The organism is Aquaspirillum sp. (assembly GCF_055136605.1).
This window is the reverse complement of sequence record NZ_JBSQVP010000015.1, coordinates 21,575-41,981: the sequence shown is the minus strand read 5'-3', so window position 1 is coordinate 41,981 and position 20,407 is coordinate 21,575. Positions and strand designations below refer to the sequence as shown.

Genomic DNA, 20,407 nt, shown 5'->3' with positions numbered 1-20,407 from the left:
GCGGGCGGATAGTGCATTGTTAGCTGCTCAAGCTGTGTTGCAAACCATCGCTTTGCATGGTGGAAAAGAAAAAAAGGGAAACCGTTGAGCGAATGGTTAGGCGAGTGGGTGGCCGGTGTCGATGAAGCAGGCCGTGGGCCGTTGGCCGGCAGTGTGGTGGCGGCGGCGGTGATTCTGCCTGATCCCTGTCCGATTGTCGGTTTGGCAGATTCAAAAACGCTATCAGAGAAAAAACGCGATCAACTGGCGTCCGAGATTAAACACCATGCCGTAGCATGGTGTATTGCCTCGGCATCGGTGGCAGAAATTGATCAACTCAATATCTTACAGGCCAGCTTGTTAGCAATGCGGCGGGCGGTGGAGGGATTGACGTTACAACCACAACGAGTGTTGGTCGATGGCAACCGCATCCCAAGTGGCTTAGCAATGGCGGCAGAAGCTATTGTCAAAGGGGACAGCAAAGTCAAGGCAATTTCTGCCGCTTCGATTTTGGCAAAAACAGCGCGTGATGCAGAGCTTTTGTTGTTAGACGAGGCTTACCCACAATATGGATTTGCTGCACACAAAGGCTATCCAACTGCCGCGCATTTAGCCGCCTTAGAACAATTTGGCCCAATTGCGGCTGTTCACCGGCTGAGTTTTGCGCCGGTTAAACGCGCTGCAGCACAGCAACAGCACGTCCTGTTCTAATACTTAGTGCGTGGCTTCGAGTGATTTAGAGACAATCTCGAATACATCGCGTGACAGACCCGGTTGTTGCACAATTGTGGTCAGTTCCTGTTTCATTAACTGCTGCCGTTGGGGTTCGAGCCGTGTCCAGCGGTTAAATAAGCTGACTAAGCGGGATGCCACCTGTGGATTGAACTGGTCGATTTCCAGCACTTTTTGCGCCAAGAACCGATAGCCACTGCCATCCGCTGCATGAAAATGCAGCAAATTGCGGCCAAATGAACCGAGTACCGCCCGCGCCTTATTCGGATTTTTCAAAGAAAAACACGGATGTTGTAGCAGGGCTTCGGTGCGGCTGAGCGTATCTGAGCGCAAACTAGCGGCATGGAGAGCAAACCATTTATCCATTACCAACGCTTCTTTTTGCCAACGTTGAGCAAAATCTTCATATAAATGGTCTCGTATCGTGCCTTGCCGATCACGCAAGGCACTCAACGCCCCTGCTTGATCGGTCATATTGTCTGCTTTTTGATATTGTACTTGTGCCAATTCCACTGCAATGGGGTCATCCACTGCATTGAGATAAGCCAAACATAGGTTTTTCAAGCTACGCCATCCATTGTCCTCGTGGCGGAACGAGGTGCGTTGACAACGCTGATATGTGGTTTGCCATTCATGGCGCAGGCTGCGCGCAAGCGCGACTTTAACCATTTCCCGAGCGTGTACCAGCGCCACTGGATCAACTTCACCCGGCACAGCTTCAAATAACTCCACCTCGCTTGGTAGTGTTAAAGCCAATGCTTTAAAAGCAGGATCTAAGGTTTCGCTGTGTAAAATGCGTTGTACCCCTTCAACAATCACAGAAGGGAGATTGAGCGTCGATTGTGGATGGTCTAACTGCTGCAAAATAGTTTGTCTAAACAGCACCTGACCGGCTTCCCAACGGTTAAAAGCATCGGTGTCATGGGCAAATAAAAACGCCAGTTCTTGTGCGCTGTAGTGGTAATGCAGTTTGACTGGTGCTGAGAAATCACGCAGCAGTGATGGAATCGGTGGGTGATCGATATGAATGAAAGTAAAGCTGTGTTCCCGTTCACGCAGAATTAACACCCGCTCATTGCCCTGTGCTTCGCTTTCCTCCGACATCTGCAGAGGATAGGCATGGCCATTTGGATCAAATAAAGCAAGGGTTAATGGAATAAGAAACGGGGCTTTTTCTGTTTGACCGGGTGTAGGAGGGCAATGCTGTCGGATATGCAAAGTGACACTGTGTGCCGAGGGGTTATAGAACATTTCCACGGCGACTTCGGGGGTGCCCGCTTGGTCGTACCACCGTTCAAATTGCGTTAAGTCATATTGATTAGCGTCGGCCATCGCTTGACGAAAATCATCGCAGGTCACGGCATGGCCATCATGGCGGCGGAAATACAGTTCTAACCCCTTGCGGAATCCCTCTCGTCCAAACAGCGTTTGGTACATCCGCACCACTTCGGCCCCTTTTTCATATACTGTCATGGTGTAGAAATTATTCATTTCAATATACGAATCGGGGCGAATCGGGTGGGCGGTTGGGCCAGCATCTTCTGGAAACTGTGCTGTGCGTAGCTGTCGTACATCCTCGATCCGTTTGACCGCACGACTGTATAAATCGGCAGTAAATTCTTGATCACGAAAAACGGTGAGGCCTTCTTTCAGCGATAACTGAAACCAATCGCGGCATGTCACACGATTACCGGTCCAATTATGGAAATACTCGTGACCAATGACCGATTCCACACCTTCAAAATCAAAATCGGTCGCTGTGTCTTGCCGTGCAAGGACAAATTTTGTATTGAAAACATTGAGGCCCTTGTTCTCCATCGCGCCCATATTAAAGTCGCTGACAGCAACAATCATATAAGTATCGAGGTCGTACTCAAGGCCAAAGCGATCTTCATCCCATTTCATGGCGCGTTTTAGTGAACGCAAGGCATGTTGGGTTTTATCCACATCATGGGCTTCGACATAAATTTCGAGAGCAACTTTACGGCCAGAACGGGTGAGATATTCATCGCGTACCACGGCTAATTTTCCTGCTACCACTGCGAACAGATAGCTGGGTTTGCGATAGGGATCAACCCACTTGACCCAATGCCGTTTTTTATCAGAAAGTCCTTGCCCAACTTTATTGCCATTTGATAATAAAACTGGATAGCGTGTTTTATCAGCAATTAATGTGGTGGAGAATTTTGCCATCACATCAGGCCGGTCGAGATAATAGGTAATTTTGCGGAAACCTTCTGGTTCGCATTGAGTAAATAAATTGCCATTAGAGGCATATAGCCCCATTAAACTGGTATTCTTTTCTGGAAATACCTCAGTTTCAATTTCTAGAATAAAACTCTCGGGCACCTCAAATAAAGTTAATGTTTCTTCCACTGAGTTGAGTTCATAGCGTTCGGTTGGCCAAACTTCACCATCTAAGTGAATAACATTCAGTGAAGCAGAGCCATGTAATACCAGATTATGATGTGTAATAGCGTGACGATTGCGTTTAATTAACAACCGTGAGTGAACACGAGTTGATTGTTCACGAATATCAAAAGTAAGATCGACACGGTCCACCAAAAATGGCGAGGCTTGATAATCGCGGCGAAGATGAATGGTTGGGGGGGAATGGGTTGCAGTCATAATGGTCAGCGAGAGATAAAAAACAATGCCGCCTATTATAAGACGGCATCTTTAAAAAAGACATAAATTGTTGTTTGGGTTGGTTTTACTGAATGGCAGTTGGCCAGATATTTTGCTGCAATGCAAAATCTGGATGTTGTAAATAACAAGTATCTAGTGCCTTATCTGACAAAACAATTTCAAATTGCAATAAATACTCTCGGCGTAGAATATGGACAGAAATTGTATCCCCTGCCTGATAGCCGGCTAAGGCACTGTCTAAGTCTTTAACACGTAATCCATTGATTGCTAAAATAATATCACCACCTGCAAGGCCTGCCGTTGCTGCCGAACCACCCTGATAAACAGTGTGTAATTTGCACCCTAGTACATCGGTTTGTGTTCGAACACCCAAGCTGACGCTGCATTTTGCTGGAGAGGGTAAAGGAGTAGCGGTGGTGATCGCTTTGCCCTTATCTTGGTCATGCGCTGCAACATGCCAACTTAAATCAATGCCTGCATCAGCCAAATACGCTGCCAAGGGAAGCGGTTGTGTACTTCTTAACAGCACATCACACAGCGGTGAAATGTCCCAACCAAGGTAGGCACTGGCCAATTGTTCCCATTCGTGTTCTGCTAAGCCTTGTTGTGTTGTTGTCACATGCCGCCAGAGATGGCGCATGACATCATCTAAAGCCTTTTGATTCTGGCTATGACGTCTAATCGCTAAATCCAGTACCAGTGCGGCTAGCGCCCCTTTTTGATAGTAACTGACGACTTCATTCGCGGTATTTTCATCCGGTCGATAAAATTTAATCCATGCGTCAAAGCTTGATGCTTCCAGTGTTTGTCGCTGTTGTCCTGGTTGGCGTTGAACGTGGCTGATGCTGTGGGCCAGTTTGTTGCAATAGGTTTCGAATGACATCAGCCCTGCACGTAATACGAAAAGCTCATCGTAATACGAAGTAATCCCCTCAAATGCCCACAATAAACGGGTATAGCTTTCTGCTTGTAGTTGATAAGGGGTGAAAGCCTGTGGCTTGATGGTTTTGACATTCCACGCATGGAAGTATTCATGGCTAATCAAGCTGAGTAAGTCATGATATTCATCATGGGGCTGTGCTTGGTTGGGTAGGGGTAGGGGTAGGGCTTTACGATCTGCAAGGAGAGCGGTGCTTGAGGTGTGTTCTAAGCCACCATACAGGCCATCCCCAACATGTAACAAAAAGACATAGCGTGTAAATGGTGTTTCTCCACCAAAAAAACGAATTTGTTCACGGCAAATCGCTGCCGTGTCGTTGACTAAACGAGAGAGATCGACTCGTTGGTCTGCACCCGATAAAACAAATTCATGGGGAAGCCCCTCAACATCAAAGCAAACTCGCTGAAACGAACCGATTTCTATGGGACAATCGATCAAATGCTGATAATCGGTCGCTGTGTAACATCCCCATCCCTGTGAATCGACATTCTGTGCGGGCAGTGCAGTTGCAACCGCCCAGTCTGGGTTGCCAAAGGGTGAAAGTGTCAGTGAAATTGCCGTATCTGGTGCGTTTTCTAGTGCCAAACAAACGCAAGCGGGGTTGATAAATACCCGTTGTTGGTCACGGTAAGCACCTCGCACTGATAAATCGTAAGCATAAACGGTGTAGCGTACGGTAAAATGGGTTTCCGTTGCTGCGACGCACCAACGGTGTTTGTCGAGTTTTTCACACGATAATGGTTGGCCCTTGGCTGTACTGGCAGTTACCGCGTGCAGATGCCGTGAGAACTCACGGATAAGGTAACTACCTGGTATCCATGTTGGTAGCATGAGCTGTATATCTTGTGGTGCTGGAAGCGTAATCGCGATGGCCACGTCCAATGCTTGTGCATGGGTGGGATGTGCCGAGATCTGATAATGAACAGTAAACATGTGATTTGCTCGTTGTTAGGCCGAATGCGCTTGATGTAGGTCAATAAGATGTCAAGACATGACAATACAATCCAGCTACCACAGCCTATGTAGCGTTGGTACAAAGCCCGTCTGGATGTAGAATAGCGCGGTGCAATATGTCGGTCCGATACAAAAGCATCTGTGTCGGGCAGGGTGATCCACCGGTAATAATGTCGAATTTCAAAAGTCAGGATGTTGAAACGACAGAAAAGTCATCTCTAGATAAGGTGTTGGGATGAGATTTCAAGCTGGTGGCGGAGGGACGTGCCGTCAATAGCCTAAGAGCGGCAACCTCGCAAGATTTTACGTTTGTAACCTTGGAGAAACCTTAAATGGAAACGCAATCCACTTATAATTATAAGGTGGTGCGCCAATTTGCCATCATGACCGTGGTCTGGGGGATTGTTGGCATGCTGGTTGGCGTGATTATCGCCGCCCAGTTGGTGTGGCCCGAGCTGAATTTTGGCCCGTGGTTTCACTTTGGCCGTCTGCGCCCCCTGCATACCAATGCGGTGATTTTTGCTTTTGGTGGCTGTGCGCTGTTTGCTACGTCTTACTATGTTGTTCAAAGAACTTCTCAAGTTCGTCTATTCGCTGAAAAGCTGGCTTCCTTTACCTTCTGGGGTTGGCAGCTGGTGATTGTATTGGCCGCAGTAACCCTGCCACTCGGCTTTACCTCGGGTAAAGAATATGCCGAGCTGGAATGGCCAATCGATATCTTGATCGCTGTGATCTGGGTGTCGTATGCAATCGTATTCTTCGGCACCATTGCTGTCCGTAAAGTGAAGCACATCTATGTGGCTAACTGGTTCTACGGTGCGTTTATTCTCGCCGTTGCCCTGTTGCACATTGTGAATAGCATGGCCTTGCCTGTGTCCTTCACCAAATCCTACTCTGCTTACGCCGGTGCCGTGGATGCGATGGTGCAATGGTGGTACGGCCACAATGCGGTGGGTTTCTTCCTGACCGCAGCTTTCTTGGGCATGATGTACTACTTTGTGCCAAAACAAGCGGGCCGTCCTGTTTATTCCTACCGTCTGTCGGTGGTGCACTTCTGGGCGCTGATCTTCACCTATATGTGGGCGGGTCCTCACCATCTGCATTACACCGCTTTGCCTGACTGGACCCAATCGATCGGCATGGTGTTCTCGCTGATTCTGTTGGCACCAAGCTGGGGTGGTATGATCAACGGTATCATGACCCTGTCTGGCGCATGGCACAAACTGCGTACCGACCCTGTGTTGAAATTCTTGGTTGTGTCGTTGTCCTTCTATGGTATGTCCACCTTCGAAGGCCCAATGATGTCGATCAAAACCGTCAACGCCTTGTCGCACTACACTGACTGGACTGTGGGTCACGTTCACTCTGGTGCTTTGGGTTGGGTGGGCTTTATCAGTATCGGTTCTATCTACTACTTGGTGCCACGCTTGTTCGGTCGTGAACAAATGTACTCCAACAAACTGATTGAAGCGCACTTCTGGATGGCAACTGTCGGCGTTGTGTTGTACATCGCTGCGTTGTGGATCTCTGGTGTGATGCAAGGTCTGATGTGGCGTGCGCTGAACCCAGATGGCACTTTGACCTACGCTTTTGCTGAAGTGGTGAAAGCAACCTATCCATACCACTTTATCCGTCTGCTGGGTGGCTTTATGTATCTGGCTGGTATGTTCCTGATGGCCTACAACGTATGGCGTACCGCTGGCCTCGGTCGTGCTGTGGATGCCAAGATTCCGGCTCTCTCCACTCACGCTCACGCTTAAGGTCGAGGTTTAACACTCATGGAAAAAATTCAGAAGCTTATTGAGGAACGCGTCGGTTATTTGATCGTGCTGACCTTCCTCGTCATCAGTGTGGCAATGTTGGTGGAAATTTTGCCCTTGATGTTCCAGAAATCAACCACTCAGCCAGCACCAGGGGTCAAGCCTTATACCGCTTTGCAACTGACTGGTCGTGACATCTATGTTCGTGAAGGTTGCTACAACTGTCACTCACAGATGATCCGTCCTTTCCGTTCTGAAACTGAGCGTTATGGTCACTACTCCGTTGCAGGTGAATCGGTTTACGATCGTCCATTCCAATGGGGTTCGAAGCGGACAGGTCCAGACTTGGCCCGTGTTGGTGGTCGTTACTCCGATGAATGGCACCGTGTGCACTTGATCAATCCTCGTGATGTGGTGCCCGAGTCCAATATGCCCGGTTTCCCTTGGTTAGAGAAAAACTTGGCTGACGCTGATGGCGTTGCTGCCAAGATGAAAACGCTGCGTACTCTGGGCGTTCCTTACACCGATGAAGAAATCGCTAACGCTAAGAGCGAAGTGGAAGGCAAATCCGAAATGGATGCAATGATTGCCTATCTGCAAGGTCTTGGTCTGGCTATTAAAAATACCCGCTAATACGGAAAATTATCATGGGTGATACCGCTAATCTGATTCGTACCATCGTCACGGTGATGGGTATTGTGTGTTTCTTGGCGATTGTGTTCTGGGCTTACAGCCGAGCGCCTAAGCAGCGCTTTGATGAAGCTTCTCATCTGCCTTTTGCTGATGATGCTTCAGATCGTCCACAGCAGGCACCATCGGGTCAGACAGCGGGCTCCCTTGGAGCAAAACAATGAGTGACTTCGTAAGTGATTTCTGGAGCATCTGGATCTCGGCGATTGTCATCATCGGTATTGTCGGCCTGACATTACTGTTGACGACTCAAGCTAAAGCCAAAACGGTTAAGGCTGGTGAAAAAGTTGAGACGATGGGTCATGTGTGGGATGGTGACCTTGAGGAGTACAACAACCCTCTGCCGAAATGGTGGATGTGGATGTTCTACCTCACCTTGATCTTCGGCGTGGCCTACTTGGTGTTGTATCCAGGTTTGGGAACGTTCAAAGGGATCCGTGGCTGGACTTCGGTAGGCCAGTACAAGGAAGAGCGCGCACAAGCTGAAGCAAAATACCAGCCTTTATACGACCGCTACTTAAAAGTGAGCGTGGAAGAGTTGGCAAAAGATCCTGAGGCGCGTGCAATGGGTAATCGTTTGTACCAAACCTACTGTATGCAGTGTCACGGTGCGGATGCTCGCGGTGCAAAAGGTTTCCCCAATCTGACTGATAACGACTGGCTGTATGGTGGTTCGGCAGAAAAAATTCACGAAACTTTAGTGAATGGTCGTATTGGTCAAATGCCAGCCTTCGGTGCTGCGTTTGGTGAAGAAAAAGTGCGTGATACCGCTAACTATGTGTTGTCGTTGTCCGGCAAAAAGCATGATGCCGAGCGCGCTACTCGTGGTAAAGAAGCATTCAATGCAGTATGTGCGGCATGTCACGGTCCTGATGGCAAAGGTAACCAAGCGATTGGTGCGCCTAACCTGACTGACAATGTGTGGTTGTACGGCAGCACTGAGAAAGTCATCATGGAAGGCATCACCAACGGTCGTAAGAACCAGATGCCTGCTTGGAATGAATTCTTGGGCGAAGGCAAAATTCACTTGCTGACCGCTTATGTATGGGGTTTGAGCAACGGTGCAGCGAAGTAATTTCGCGCTGTTGACCACCTGAGATAACGCCCTCACTTGTTGAGGGCGTTATTTTTTTAAGGGTATGGTGATGTGGTTAGCGACAATAACAGGGGTGGGTTTAGGTTTAGCATTACGGACAGGGTTTCATTGGTTGATCCGCCGCGGGTTACGTGCACCTCGTGTGCCGCATCATACTGAGCCCATGGCCTTGGGCCTGTCAGCAGAGACTATTTTTATTACCAGCAAAAATCAGAAACAATTATTTGCATGGTGGCTTCCTTGTGCAGATCAACCGCGCCCGACACTGTTGGTGATGCATGGCTGGGGTAGCAATGCAGCGTTGATGTTGCCTCTGGTGACCCCATTACAACAAGCTGGTTTTCATGTCCTCTTGTTAGAAGCGCGTTGTCATGGTCGCAGTGAGGATGACAATTTTTCTTCACTACCACGCTTTGCTGAAGACATAGAGGCTGGTCTTGTGTGGTTAAAACAACATGCTCTATGCCAACACCAGCCGATAGCGCTGCTTGGCCACTCGGTGGGTGCAGGGGCTGCTTTATTGGTGGCCAGTCGGCGCCGTGATGTGGTCGCAGTGGTGAGCGTGGCTGCCTTTACACATCCGGAAATTGTGATGCGACGCTGGTTAGCAAGTAAACGTATTCCAATGAAACCGATTGGGACATATATCTTACGTTATGTGCAGAAAGTGATTGGCTACTCGTTCGACAACATTGCCCCTATCCGTTCGATCAATAAATTGCGTTGTCCGGTGCTGATTTTGCATGGAGAACAAGATCAAACCGTGCCGATGTCAGAGGCTCAGGCTTTATACCAAGCCGTTCCATTTGGCCTTGGTCAATTGCGTGTCAGTCAAGGCGATCATGAAGGTTTTACTGATATGGCGGCTGAGGCACAGGCTGTGGTGCGTTTCCTACGTTTGCATCTTGACCCGCAACCTCCTTCCTCATCGCCCGCGCAGGAACAGCTGGTCGAGCTCTTGTAATGACAAGGTGCGCCAAGTGGGTCGGCCATGATTACATTGACCGCTACGCTCGGTCTCTTCCATATCACGCAGTAAGGCATTCATTTCTGTTAAGCTCAGTTGGCGATTCGCTCTTACTGCACCATGACAGGCCATGGTGGCAAGTAGATGATCAAGTCGTTCCTGTATCACGCGGCTGCTACCAAACTCGTGAAGTTCAGCTAAGGTAGCACTAAACAAAGGAATGGGATCTGCCTTGTCCAAGGCGGCTGGAATGGTATGCAGCACAATTTGATTCGGTTCAGTAAGCGTAAAGGTAAAACCTAATTGGCTTAACGTTGATTGGCCTTGTTCCGCTGTTACCCATTCGATTGTACTTGCCGCATAGCTATACGGTAACAGCAAGCTTTGATTGGGTAGATTTCGGTCGCGGTGAAAAGCGTTTTTTAGTCTTTCATACACAACCCGCTCATGGGCTGCGTGCATATCGACAATGACCAAACCTGTTTCCGCTTGCGCCAGAATATACACCCCATGTAGCTGACCTATAGCAAAGCCGAGTGGAGGAAAGCGTGATTCTCCAACGGATTCCCCAACAGAAGGTGTCGGGGTGTTGATGATTGGTAAATTGTCTATATTGGGCTCTTGTAATACGGGTTCTTCTTGTGTGCCCTGAAATAAGGTTTGATAAAACGTGAGGCCTTTTCCTCCATCGTGTTGACTCCGCTCTGATATGGTCGAATTAGAACGAGATGGCGTGCCAAATGAAGCGCTTTCCCGTGTTGAACTTGACGATGTGGTGGGTCGAGATGCTCTCTCGGTGCTGTTGGTTGTCACCGCTTGGTGAGGTGTTGATGGTGCAGCAGGTGGCATCACCGTAACAGGTGATGTTGCTTGAGTCACAAGATGGCCAGCACGGGTCTGTGACAGCATTTGATGTGCGGCCTGAAATACAAAACGATGAATGGCCTGACTATCACGAAAGCGAATTTCTGTTTTGGTGGGATGGACGTTGACATCAACCTCTTCGGGAGGCAATTCAAGAAACAGCACATAGTGCGGCTTAATCTCATGATGTAACACATCGTGATAAGCCTGCCGTAGGGCGTGTTGTAATACTTTGTCACGCACAAACCGACCGTTCACAAAACAGAACTGCACCTCACGTTGTCGATGAGGCAAAGTGGGATGTCCCAATATCCCTTGCAGTTTAAGATGGGCGGCTTGTGTGTTGAGTTTGATGCCATGTTGGGCAAAATCTTCCCCAGCAATCGCGGCGATACGCTCATCGGGGGTATGGCTGCCAAGACGTACAATCTGTTTTTGGTTGTGTTTGAGTAAAAAAGCACAATGTGGCCATGCCAAAGCTAACCGCTCAACCACTGCATGACATTGCGCAAACTCTGCTGATGCTGTTTTCAGAAATTTACGTCTAGCCGGAGTATTAAAATATAAATCAGCAATGTCGATGCTGCTACCGACCGAACGCGGACAGGGCTCTGGCTCCGAGAGTACGCCATTCTCTGCGCGAATTAACCAGCCTATTTCACTGTCCTCGGTGCGACTACTCAGCGTTAACCGAGAAACGGCTGCAATCGAAGCCAAACCCTCACCCCGAAAGCCGAGGGTGTTGATTTGTTGTAAATCTTCTAAAGCGTGGATTTTTGAAGTGGCATGTCTTTGCAGCGCCAAAGGCAAATCCTCTGCTGCAATCCCAATTCCATCATCCTGTACCCGAATCAGCTTCATCCCACCTTCAACAAGCTCAATGGCAAGACTATGTGCGCCGGCATCCAAGCTGTTTTCTAAGACTTCTTTTAAGGCAGAAGCAGGGCGCTCAACCACTTCCCCTGCAGCAATTTGGCTAATTAAGAGCGATGATAGGGTTTGAATACGTTTTGGTTGCATAGGACAGCATTTCAATTAGGCAGCAGATTTACGATGGCGCACAATTTCAATGACGCCGGGTAAAATCGATAAAATAATGATGGCGAAAATAAGAAGGCTTAAATTTTGTTTTACCCAAGGTAAATTACCAAATAAATACCCTGCATAAGCAAAGCCACATACCCAGAGTACGGCTCCGATGACATTATAAGATAGGAATTGGCGATAGCTCATGCTACCCACTCCGGCGACGAATGGCGCAAAAGTCCGAACAATGGGAACAAAACGGGCGATAATAATGGTTTTTCCGCCATGCTTTTCATAAAAAGCATGAGTTTTGTCTAAGTATTCTCGCCGAAAAATACGAGAATTTGGTCGATCAAAAACGGTTAAGCCTAATTTTTGGCCAATATGATAATTCACTGTGTCACCTAAAATCGCAGCAATCAGCAGGGTGGCTACCATCAAATGAATGTCAAAAGCCCCTGTCGCAGCAATGGCACCTGTGACAAATAACAGTGAATCTCCCGGTAGGAATGGGGTAACCACTAAACCTGTTTCACAAAAAATAATCAAAAATAAAATTAAAAACAGCCAAGGCCCATATTGACTGGCTAACTCTGCTAAGTGGCGGTCGATATGAAGGATGAAATCAACCAAAAACCATACGAAATCCATACTTAACCCCAGATCAAAAAACAACCGCCAGCATACTGTAAAAAGCAGCTGGCGGGCTTAAGGCAAAATGAAATAGCACTGTAATTTACACTACAGCTTCTTCTTTTGGTTTTGGCGGCTTAATGAGATTCTCACGAGAAACGCCTAAAAACATTAATAGCGGGCTGGCCACTAAAACAGAAGAATAGATACCAAACACGATGCCAATGGTCAGCGCCACTGCAAAGTAGTGTAGGCTAGGGCCGCCAAACAACAACATCGCTAATACCATCATTTCGGTTGAACCGTGGGTGATAATCGTCCGGCTCATGGTGGCTGTGATGGCATTGTCGATAATTTCTGCCACGCTACGACCGCGCATACTGGGTTTACGGAAGTTCTCACGAATACGGTCAAACACCACGACCGACTCATTCACCGAATAGCCTAGCACCGCTAGCACAGCGGCTAACACGGTTAACGAAAACTCCCATTGAAAAGCAGCAAAACATCCCAGAATGATGATCACATCATGCAGGTTGGCAATAATTGCCGATACCGCAAACCGCCATTCAAAGCGGATGGCTAAGTAGGCCATGATGCCGACAATCACTAAGCTGAGGGCCGTTAAGCCGTGGGTGAGTAATTCCTCGCCCACCTGCGGCCCAACAAATTCCACTTTTCGTAATTCGACTTGGCTACCATTGGCTTTGAGTGCTGCTAAAACCTCATTCGACAACTGAGCAGAGCTTTTATCATTCTGATTTTGCAAACGAATTAACACATCACGCGTGGTGCCGAGGCTTTGTACCGTTGGCTCACCTTGTGATACTTTGGCCACTTGCTCGCGAATGGTCTCTAGGTTCGCCGCTTGTTGATATTGCACCTCCATCACCGTGCCGCCGGTAAATTCAACCGAAAGGTTAAGTCCTTTCCAGAGCAAAAAAACCACAGCCAATATAAAGGTCAATAAAGAGATTGCCGTCGTGAGCTTGCCATAGCTCATAAACGGAATGTCTTTTTTAAAACTGAATAATTCCACGTCGACTCCTCAACCTAGGTCAAAAAACCTAAACCGATAATTTGTTGATACGGCGACCACCATAGACCAAGTTCACAATGCCGCGAGATACCAAAACAGCAGAGAACACCGAGGTTAAAATGCCAAGACAATGCACCACTGCAAAGCCACGAACGGGGCCTGAGCCGAAAATCAATAGTGCCAAACCCGCAATCAGCGTGGTGATGTTCGAATCGAGAATCGTCGCCCATGCATGTTCATAACCAGCTTTGATTGCTGATTGTGGAGGGACACCATTTTGCACTTCTTCTCGTACCCGCTCGTTAATCAACACGTTAGCATCAATCGCCATCCCTAATGTCAAGGCGATGGCAGCAATACCGGGCAGTGTGAGTGTGGCTTGCAGCATTGACAGCAAAGCAACCAGCATTAACACATTACATGCCAATGCAATGACTGAAATCATCCCGAAAACACGGTAGTAGATCGCCATGAACAAGGCCACAGCAGCAAAACCGTATAAGGTTGAGTTAAAGCCTTTCTCGATGTTTTCCTTACCTAAAGAAGGGCCTACCGTGCGTTCCTCGATAATGTTCATTGGCGCGGCAAGTGAGCCGGCACGGAGTAATAAAGCAATATCACTGGCTTCTGCAGCGTTCATTGAGCCAGAAATTTGCACGCGACCACCACCAATTTCGCTACGAATAACGGGTGCTGTGACGACTTCGCCTTTCCCTTTTTCAATCAACACCATTGCCATGCGTTTGCCAATGTTATCCGCTGTGACTTGGCGGAAAATGCTTGCACCGGTGGAATCGAGGTTGATATGAACGGCAGCCGTGCCATTTTCATCAAACCCGGGTTGTGCATCATTGATATTGTCGCCAGTGAGTTCGACTTCTCGTTTGACCAGAATTTTTTGTGAACCCTGTGCACTCAATTCATCCAATAGCTCATAACCTGCTGGGACAATACCAGACAGGGCCTCAGCCAATTTGCTTGGATCATCTTCCACCATGCGTACTTCTAGGGTGGCGGTACGGCCTAAAATATCTTTGGCTTTTGCCGTGTCTTGTACCCCAGGTAACTGAACCACAATCCGATTTGCACCAGATTGTTGAATCACGGGTTCCGCCACACCCAATTCATTGACGCGGTTGTGTAATGTTGTGATGTTTTGACGGATGGCATCTCCTTGAATTTTGATCATTTCTGCATCTGTCAAACTCAGTCGCAGTATGCGGCTGCTGTCATCCGCTTTCAGTGAAAGATTGGGCAGCTTGTCGCGGACGAGTGCTTCAACTTTTTGCAGTTCAGCCTCATCACGCATAGAAATTTCAATATTGTCGCGATTGCGTTTCAAACTGCCATAACGAATTTTTTGCGCTCGCAATTCGCGTCTCACATCACCTGCGTAGCGTTCTAAGGTTTTATCCACTGCTGCATTCATATCCACTTCTAATAAGAAGTGAACACCACCGCGCAGATCCAAACCGAGGAACATTGGGTGAGCTTTGAGCTGGGTTAACCATGTTGGGGAAGCCGCCAATAAATTAAGCGCCACAATATAGTTATCGCCGATTTCCTGTTGCACTAAATCGCGGACTTTGATTTGGGTATCGGTATCATTTAACCGAATTTTCAGGCTATTCCCGTCAAGGAAAATACCATTAGCCTGAATTTTTTCATTGGCCAGTCGTTTCTCAATCCGTTGCATAAGATTGGTATCAACGGGCAGGGCTTGCCGAGTGCTAGAAACCTGGACGGCAGGCGTTTCACCGTAGAAGTTGGGCAAAGTGTAAACCGCACTGAGCAATAAGGTCACTGCAATGACCAAGTATTTCCAGAGGGGATATCGATTCATGAGACGAGCGCCAGATTAAGAGAAATGAAGCCTGCCATGATGAAAACATGGCAGGCCCGAAGGATGAGCTTGTCTCGAAAGAAACACGTTACAAGCTCATAAACCCTTATTGAGGTTTGAAACTGCCTTTTTCCAGTTTCATCCCAATCGCGTCACGGCGCACTTGAATGGTGACGTTAGAGGCGATTTCCAAGCTGACATTTTGTTCTTCCAGCTTGATGATACGACCCACAATACCGGCTTGGGTGACAACTTCATCATTTTTTTGCAGCGCTTCGAGCATGGCTTTATGTTCTTTTACCTTTTTCTGTTGTGGCCGCACCAATAAGAACCAGAACAAGATAAAAATACCGATCATCGGCAAAAATTGCATGAAATCGATACCAGCAGGGGCAGCAGCGTTAGCGTAAGCAGGGGTAATGAACAACATGAGACTCAATGCTCCTTGAGGGAAAAATGCAAATTAAACAAGAATTGTAACGGTGATTGTTTTGGAAAATCTATCGGCTTGCAATGGATGACTTATTCTGTCCCACGGGCACGGTTGTGATGAAACTCGGTCACAAAGTGGTCAAAGCGGTCTTCCTCAATTGCATTCCGCATCTCTTTCATCAGCTGTTGATAGTAATGTAAGTTGTGCACTGTGTTTAAGTGTGCGCCCAAAATCTCACCGGCACGGTGCAGATGATGTAAGTAGGCGCGGCTGAAATGGCGGCAGGTATAACAATCACAACTCTCATCAAGCGGACGTTCATCGTTTTTGTGGCGGGCATTGCGAATTTTCAGATCACCAAAACGGGTAAATAGCCAACCATTGCGGGCATTACGAGTGGGCATCACACAATCAAACATATCGATGCCCTGTGATACGCCATACACGAGATCTTCTGGTGTGCCGACTCCCATCAGATAATGGGGTTTGTCTGCTGGCATCATGTCTTTCATTTCTGTCAACATGCGGTACATCTCGGGTTTAGGCTCACCGACTGACAACCCTCCAATCGCATAACCATCAAACCCAATTTCCATCAACCCTGCCAATGATTCACGGCGTAGGTCGGTGTAAAGGTTACCCTGAATAATACCAAACAGGGCATTCGGGTTTTCTTGTTCATCAAAGGCAGTACGGGAGCGTTTTGCCCAGCGTAGCGATAAACGCATCGATTCAGCGGCACGTTGATGATCGACTTGGCCTGGGGTGCACTCATCAAAAATCATCACGATGTCTGAGTTAAGGCTTTTTTGAATCGCCATCGACTTTTCTGGCGATAGGAATAATTTGTCACCATTGATCGGTGATTGAAAGGTGACTCCTTCCTCGGTGATTTTTCGCAATTCACCCAAACTAAACACCTGAAAGCCACCAGAATCGGTCAGAATCGGTTTATCCCAGCCAATAAAGCGGTGCAATCCACCAAACTGTTCCACCACGTCTAGGCCAGGGCGTAGCCATAAGTGGAAAGTATTGCCGAGGATGATTTGTGCATCAATGGCGTGTAAATCGGCTGGGCTCATTGCCTTAACCGAACCATAAGTACCGACTGGCATAAAGACAGGTGTTTCGACTGTGCCGTGGTTTAAGGTTAAGGTGCCACGCCGCGCACCACCGGTGCTGGTTTTTTTGACGGAAAATTTGAGCATGTTATCAAGGGCAAGCTTGCTGAAAAATTAGCCGACAAGTATACCCCACTCCCCTTAAGTGAAAATTTTTTCAAAAAGGGCTTGCGTTCCCTAAACGGCATCTGTATAGTTCGTGTCTCTCAACGACAGGCGCGTAGCTCAGTTGGTTAGAGCGCCACCTTGACATGGTGGAGGTCGTTGGTTCGATTCCAATCGCGCCTACCAAAATTCCAAAAAGGATAACTCAAATGGCTGTGCGAACTACCACCACCCACCCATAAACTGACATGGTTGGGCCATTTGAGGCAATTCTCGAAAAAGTGCGGCTCCGGCCGCACTTTTTTTTCGTCTGTCGTTTTCTTCTGAATGGTTATTTCCTGAATACACGCGCACTGGGTGCGCTGGAGACATCATGCCTGATATTCGCTTGCCGGACGGTTCGATCCGTTCTTTTGCGCAGCCGGTAACGGTTGCTGAGGTGGCCGCGTCAATTGGTGCGGGCTTGGCTCGTGCTGCCCTTGCTGGTCGTGTGGATGGGGTATTGGTTGATACCTCGTTTTTGATTGAACAGAATGCCGACCTTGCTATTGTCACAGACAAAGACAGTGAAGGCCTCGACGTTATCCGCCATTCGACCGCACATTTATTAGCCTTTGCCGTAAAAAGTCTGTTTCCTGAAGCACAAGTGACCATCGGCCCTGTGATCGAAAATGGCTTTTACTACGACTTTGCCTACACTCGCCCATTTACGCCAGATGACCTTGAAGCCATCGAGAAGAAAATGGCGGAATTGGCAAAACAAGATATTCCCGTCTCTCACCGTGTGGTGAGCCGTGATGAAGCGATTGCTTTCTTCAAAGAACAGGGCGAACACTACAAATGTGAGTTGATTGCTGCGATTCCTGAAGGCGAACAAATCAAGTTGTACACCGAAGGGCTGTTCACTGATCTCTGTCGTGGCCCGCATGTGCCTTCCACCGGTCGCTTAAAAGTGTTTAAGCTGATGAAAGTGGCGGGTGCCTACTGGCGCGGTGATGCAAAAAATGAAATGTTGCAGCGTATCTACGGCACGGCATGGGCGAAAAAGGAAGACTTAGAAGCCTATTTGCACATGCTGGAAGAAGCCGAGAAACGCGACCACCGCAAATTAGGCCAACAGCTCAACTTGTTCCACATGCAAGATGAAGCCCCTGGTGCAGTGTTTTGGCATCCTAAAGGCTGGCGTTTATTCAACAGCCTGATTAACTACATGCGCGACCGTCAGGAAGAAGCCGGCTATGTCGAGGTCAATACCCCCGATATGATGGATCGCAGCTTGTGGGAAATCTCCGGCCACTGGTTTAACTATCATCACCACATGTACACCACTACCACTGAGGATGAGCGAGTGTATGCGCTCAAGCCGATGAACTGTCCCGGTGCGGTGTCGATGTTTGCCCAAGGCTTGAAGAGCTATCGCGATTTGCCTTTGCGTATGGCCGAGTTTGGTAAAGTGCATCGCTACGAACCTTCTGGTGCATTACATGGTCTGTTGCGTGTGCGTCACTTTACGCAAGATGATGCGCATATTTTCTGTACCGAAGAGCAGATGGAAGGCGAATGTCGCGATGTTGTGAAGCTGATTCTCGACATCTATAAAGACTTTGGTTTTGATAATGTCATTATCAAACTGTCGACTCGCCCAGAAAATCGCATCGGTTCAGATGAAGTATGGGACAAATTAGAAGGCGCATTAGCCGGTGCTTTAGAAAGCATGGGTATGCCCTATCAGTTGTTCCCTGGCGAAGGGGCATTCTATGGGCCGAAGCTAGAATTTGTTTTGCGTGACGCCATCGGTCGTGATTGGCAATGCGGCACCTTGCAGGTCGATATGAACTTGCCAGAGCGTTTTGATATTGCCTATGTTGCTGAAGACAATACGAAAAAACGACCAGTGATGTTACATCGTGCCTTGTTTGGTTCGTTAGAGCGTTTCACAGGTATTTTGATTGAACACTATGCCGGTGCTTTCCCGATGTGGCTGGCACCATTGCAAATGGTGGTGGCGAATATCTCGGAAGCTCAGGCAGATTATGCCCGTGACGTTGCACAAAAGCTGCGTCAGGCAGGGCTGCGTGTCGAACTTGACTTGAGAAACGAGAAGATTAACTATAAAATCCGCGAACACAGTCTGCAAAAGTTGCCATACCAGTTAATCGTGGGTGACAAAGAAAAAGCAGACAACTTGGTCGCTGTTCGTTCCCGTTCGGGTGAAAATTTAGGTCAAATGTCTTTAGATGCGTTTATCGAACGCATGAAAGCAGAAACCGCCCAAAAACGCGCAGCACAATAAGATTTAAGTTTGGAGGAATTGCCATCGCTCAGGAACGCGAACCACGAATCAACGGCGAAATTACTGGCCGTGAAGTTCGTTTGGTAGGAAATGAAGGCGAGCCACTCGGCATCGTGAATTTACGTGAGGCTTTTGCGAAAGCAGAAGAGTTAGAGTTAGATTTGGTTGAAATTGCACCGAATGCCCAGCCGCCTGTTGTCAGGATCATGGACTACGGTAAATTTAAATACCAAGAAAGCAAGCGTAAGCACGAAGCTAAGCTCAAGCAAAAACAGATTCAAGTGAAAGAAGTGAAATTCCGTCCCGGTACCGACGACGGTGATTACAACGTTAAAGTGCGTAATCTGACTCGCTTCTTGAACGAAGGTGATAAAGCAAAAATCACGCTCCGCTTTAGAGGGCGTGAGATGGCTCACCAAGAATTAGGCTTGGCCTTGTTAAAACGGGTGGAAGCTGATTTGGCGGAATACGGCGTTGTCGAGCAGTTCCCCAAAATGGAAGGCCGTCAGATGGTCATGGTCATGGCACCAAAGAAAAAATAATCTGACAGCGTTCTAGTAAGAATTAACTGGTGCGGCAGGGCAACCTGCCGCTCTGGTTTTTGCGAGAAAGGGTTATCTCTCGCACAAAAGCGGGGCGCAAAGGTGACTAAGTGTCGATCATCGACCACCTTGTGCCGAATCTAAAAAAATAGGTTGTAGGATTATTCCCATGCCAAAGATGAAAACCAAATCGGGTGCGAAAAAACGCCTGAAAGTGTTGGGTAACGGTGGTGTGAAGCGCTCAATGGCCTTCAAACGCCACATTCTGACCAAGAAAACCACGAAGAACAAACGCCAGTTGCGCGGTACCACCATGGTACATGCCAGCGATATGGCTTCCGTTCGTGCTATGTTGCCCTACGCTTAAGGAGTTAATTTATGCCTCGCGTTAAACGCGGTGTTACCGCCCGTGCTCGTCACAAAAAAATTCTTGCTTTAGCCAAAGGCTATCGCGGCCGTCGTAAAAACGTCTATCGCATCGCCAAACAGGCGGTGATGAAAGCCGGTCAATACGCTTACCGCGATCGTCGTCAACGCAAGCGTCAGTTCCGTCAATTGTGGATTGCACGTATTAACGCAGCTGCACGTGAGTGCGGTTTGCCATACAGCAAATTCATGAACGGCCTGAAAAAAGCTGCAATTGAAATCGACCGTAAAGTGTTGGCCGATTTGGCTGTGTTCGAAAAAGCAGTGTTTGCTCAATTGGTTGAAAAAGCCAAAGCCAGCCTCGCAGCTTAATCG

General features: G+C 48.1%; 18 protein-coding genes and 1 tRNA gene. 11 read left to right on the top strand and 8 right to left on the bottom strand.

Annotated elements, in window-relative coordinates; translation table 11 throughout:
• Window positions 1–84: 84 nt before the first annotated feature.
• Window positions 85–690 (top strand): ribonuclease HII, encoded by a 606-nt coding sequence (gene rnhB / locus ACTBZS_RS04220; RefSeq protein WP_463043361.1) that lies wholly within the window; start codon window positions 85–87, stop codon window positions 688–690.
• A 3-nt stretch (window positions 691–693) separates the two neighbouring features.
• Here the strand turns inward: rnhB and pepN are convergent, their stop codons facing one another.
• Both pepN and ACTBZS_RS04210 read right to left on the bottom strand, forming a co-directional pair.
• Window positions 694–3,339, bottom strand: a complete 2,646-nt coding sequence (gene pepN, locus ACTBZS_RS04215) for an aminopeptidase N (protein WP_463043360.1) — start codon at window positions 3,337–3,339, stop codon at window positions 694–696.
• A gap of 85 nt (window positions 3,340–3,424) precedes the next feature.
• Window positions 3,425–5,233, bottom strand: coding sequence for a M61 family metallopeptidase (locus tag ACTBZS_RS04210; protein WP_463043359.1), 1,809 nt, complete (start codon window positions 5,231–5,233; stop codon window positions 3,425–3,427).
• Window positions 5,234–5,586: 353 nt separating this feature from the next.
• Between ACTBZS_RS04210 and ccoN the strand changes: the two genes are divergently transcribed.
• From ccoN to ACTBZS_RS04185, 5 genes are all read left to right on the top strand, one after another.
• Window positions 5,587–7,014 carry a cytochrome-c oxidase, cbb3-type subunit I gene (ccoN, locus tag ACTBZS_RS04205; protein WP_460430788.1) on the top strand — a complete coding sequence of 476 codons (1,428 nt, stop codon included), beginning with the start codon at window positions 5,587–5,589 and terminating at the stop codon, window positions 7,012–7,014.
• 18 nt (window positions 7,015–7,032) lie between these two features.
• Window positions 7,033–7,647, top strand: a complete 615-nt coding sequence (ccoO, locus tag ACTBZS_RS04200; protein WP_022653104.1) for a cytochrome-c oxidase, cbb3-type subunit II — start codon at window positions 7,033–7,035, stop codon at window positions 7,645–7,647.
• A 14-nt stretch (window positions 7,648–7,661) separates the two neighbouring features.
• Window positions 7,662–7,868, top strand: coding sequence for a cbb3-type cytochrome oxidase subunit 3 (locus tag ACTBZS_RS04195; RefSeq protein WP_460430787.1), 207 nt, complete (start codon window positions 7,662–7,664; stop codon window positions 7,866–7,868).
• The gene (gene ccoP / locus ACTBZS_RS04190) at window positions 7,865–8,779 is read left to right on the top strand and encodes a cytochrome-c oxidase, cbb3-type subunit III (protein ID WP_460430786.1); all 915 of its coding nucleotides are present in this window, start codon (window positions 7,865–7,867) and stop codon (window positions 8,777–8,779) included. The genes ACTBZS_RS04195 and ccoP overlap by 4 nt, the downstream gene beginning before the upstream one ends.
• 70 nt (window positions 8,780–8,849) lie before the next feature.
• Complete coding sequence (locus tag ACTBZS_RS04185) at window positions 8,850–9,764, top strand: alpha/beta hydrolase (protein WP_463043358.1); 915 nt, start codon at window positions 8,850–8,852, stop codon at window positions 9,762–9,764.
• Here ACTBZS_RS04185 and mutL read toward each other — a convergent pair.
• The 6 genes from mutL to tgt form a co-directional block, all read right to left on the bottom strand.
• The gene (mutL, locus tag ACTBZS_RS04180) at window positions 9,726–11,651 is read right to left on the bottom strand and encodes a DNA mismatch repair endonuclease MutL (protein ID WP_463043357.1); all 1,926 of its coding nucleotides are present in this window, start codon (window positions 11,649–11,651) and stop codon (window positions 9,726–9,728) included. The two genes, ACTBZS_RS04185 and mutL, sit on opposite strands and share 39 nt — an antisense overlap.
• 15 nt (window positions 11,652–11,666) lie before the next feature.
• A complete protein-coding gene (locus ACTBZS_RS04175; protein ID WP_463043365.1) occupies window positions 11,667–12,308 on the bottom strand; it encodes a DedA family protein in 642 nt (213 codons plus the stop codon).
• 85 nt (window positions 12,309–12,393) lie between these two features.
• Window positions 12,394–13,329, bottom strand: a complete 936-nt coding sequence (secF, locus tag ACTBZS_RS04170) for a protein translocase subunit SecF (RefSeq protein ID WP_463043356.1) — start codon at window positions 13,327–13,329, stop codon at window positions 12,394–12,396.
• 28 nt (window positions 13,330–13,357) lie between these two features.
• Window positions 13,358–15,172: a protein translocase subunit SecD gene (gene secD, locus ACTBZS_RS04165; protein WP_463043355.1), complete on the bottom strand. Its 1,815-nt coding sequence runs from the start codon at window positions 15,170–15,172 to the stop codon at window positions 13,358–13,360.
• 106 nt (window positions 15,173–15,278) lie between these two features.
• Complete coding sequence (yajC, locus tag ACTBZS_RS04160) at window positions 15,279–15,602, bottom strand: preprotein translocase subunit YajC (RefSeq protein ID WP_460430781.1); 324 nt, start codon at window positions 15,600–15,602, stop codon at window positions 15,279–15,281.
• 92 nt (window positions 15,603–15,694) lie between these two features.
• Complete coding sequence (tgt, locus tag ACTBZS_RS04155) at window positions 15,695–16,813, bottom strand: tRNA guanosine(34) transglycosylase Tgt (protein WP_463043354.1); 1,119 nt, start codon at window positions 16,811–16,813, stop codon at window positions 15,695–15,697.
• Window positions 16,814–16,940: 127 nt separating this feature from the next.
• On the opposite strand from tgt, the gene ACTBZS_RS04150 reads away from it, so the two are divergent.
• The 5 genes from ACTBZS_RS04150 to rplT all read left to right on the top strand — a co-directional run bounded on the left by ACTBZS_RS04150 (window position 16,941) and on the right by rplT (window position 20,404).
• Window positions 16,941–17,017, top strand: a tRNA-Val gene (locus ACTBZS_RS04150).
• Between the two features lie 187 nt (window positions 17,018–17,204).
• Entirely contained in the window at window positions 17,205–19,124 is a 1,920-nt protein-coding gene (thrS, locus tag ACTBZS_RS04145; RefSeq protein WP_460430779.1) for a threonine--tRNA ligase, read from the top strand.
• Window positions 19,121–19,666, top strand: a complete 546-nt coding sequence (infC, locus tag ACTBZS_RS04140; RefSeq protein ID WP_444541696.1) for a translation initiation factor IF-3 — start codon at window positions 19,121–19,123, stop codon at window positions 19,664–19,666. Before thrS ends, infC begins: the two co-directional genes overlap by 4 nt.
• 169 nt (window positions 19,667–19,835) lie before the next feature.
• Entirely contained in the window at window positions 19,836–20,033 is a 198-nt protein-coding gene (gene rpmI, locus ACTBZS_RS04135) for a 50S ribosomal protein L35 (RefSeq protein ID WP_022653092.1), read from the top strand.
• An 11-nt stretch (window positions 20,034–20,044) separates the two neighbouring features.
• Complete coding sequence (gene rplT / locus ACTBZS_RS04130; protein WP_022653091.1) at window positions 20,045–20,404, top strand: 50S ribosomal protein L20; 360 nt, start codon at window positions 20,045–20,047, stop codon at window positions 20,402–20,404.
• The last annotated feature ends 3 nt before the right edge of the window (window positions 20,405–20,407 follow it).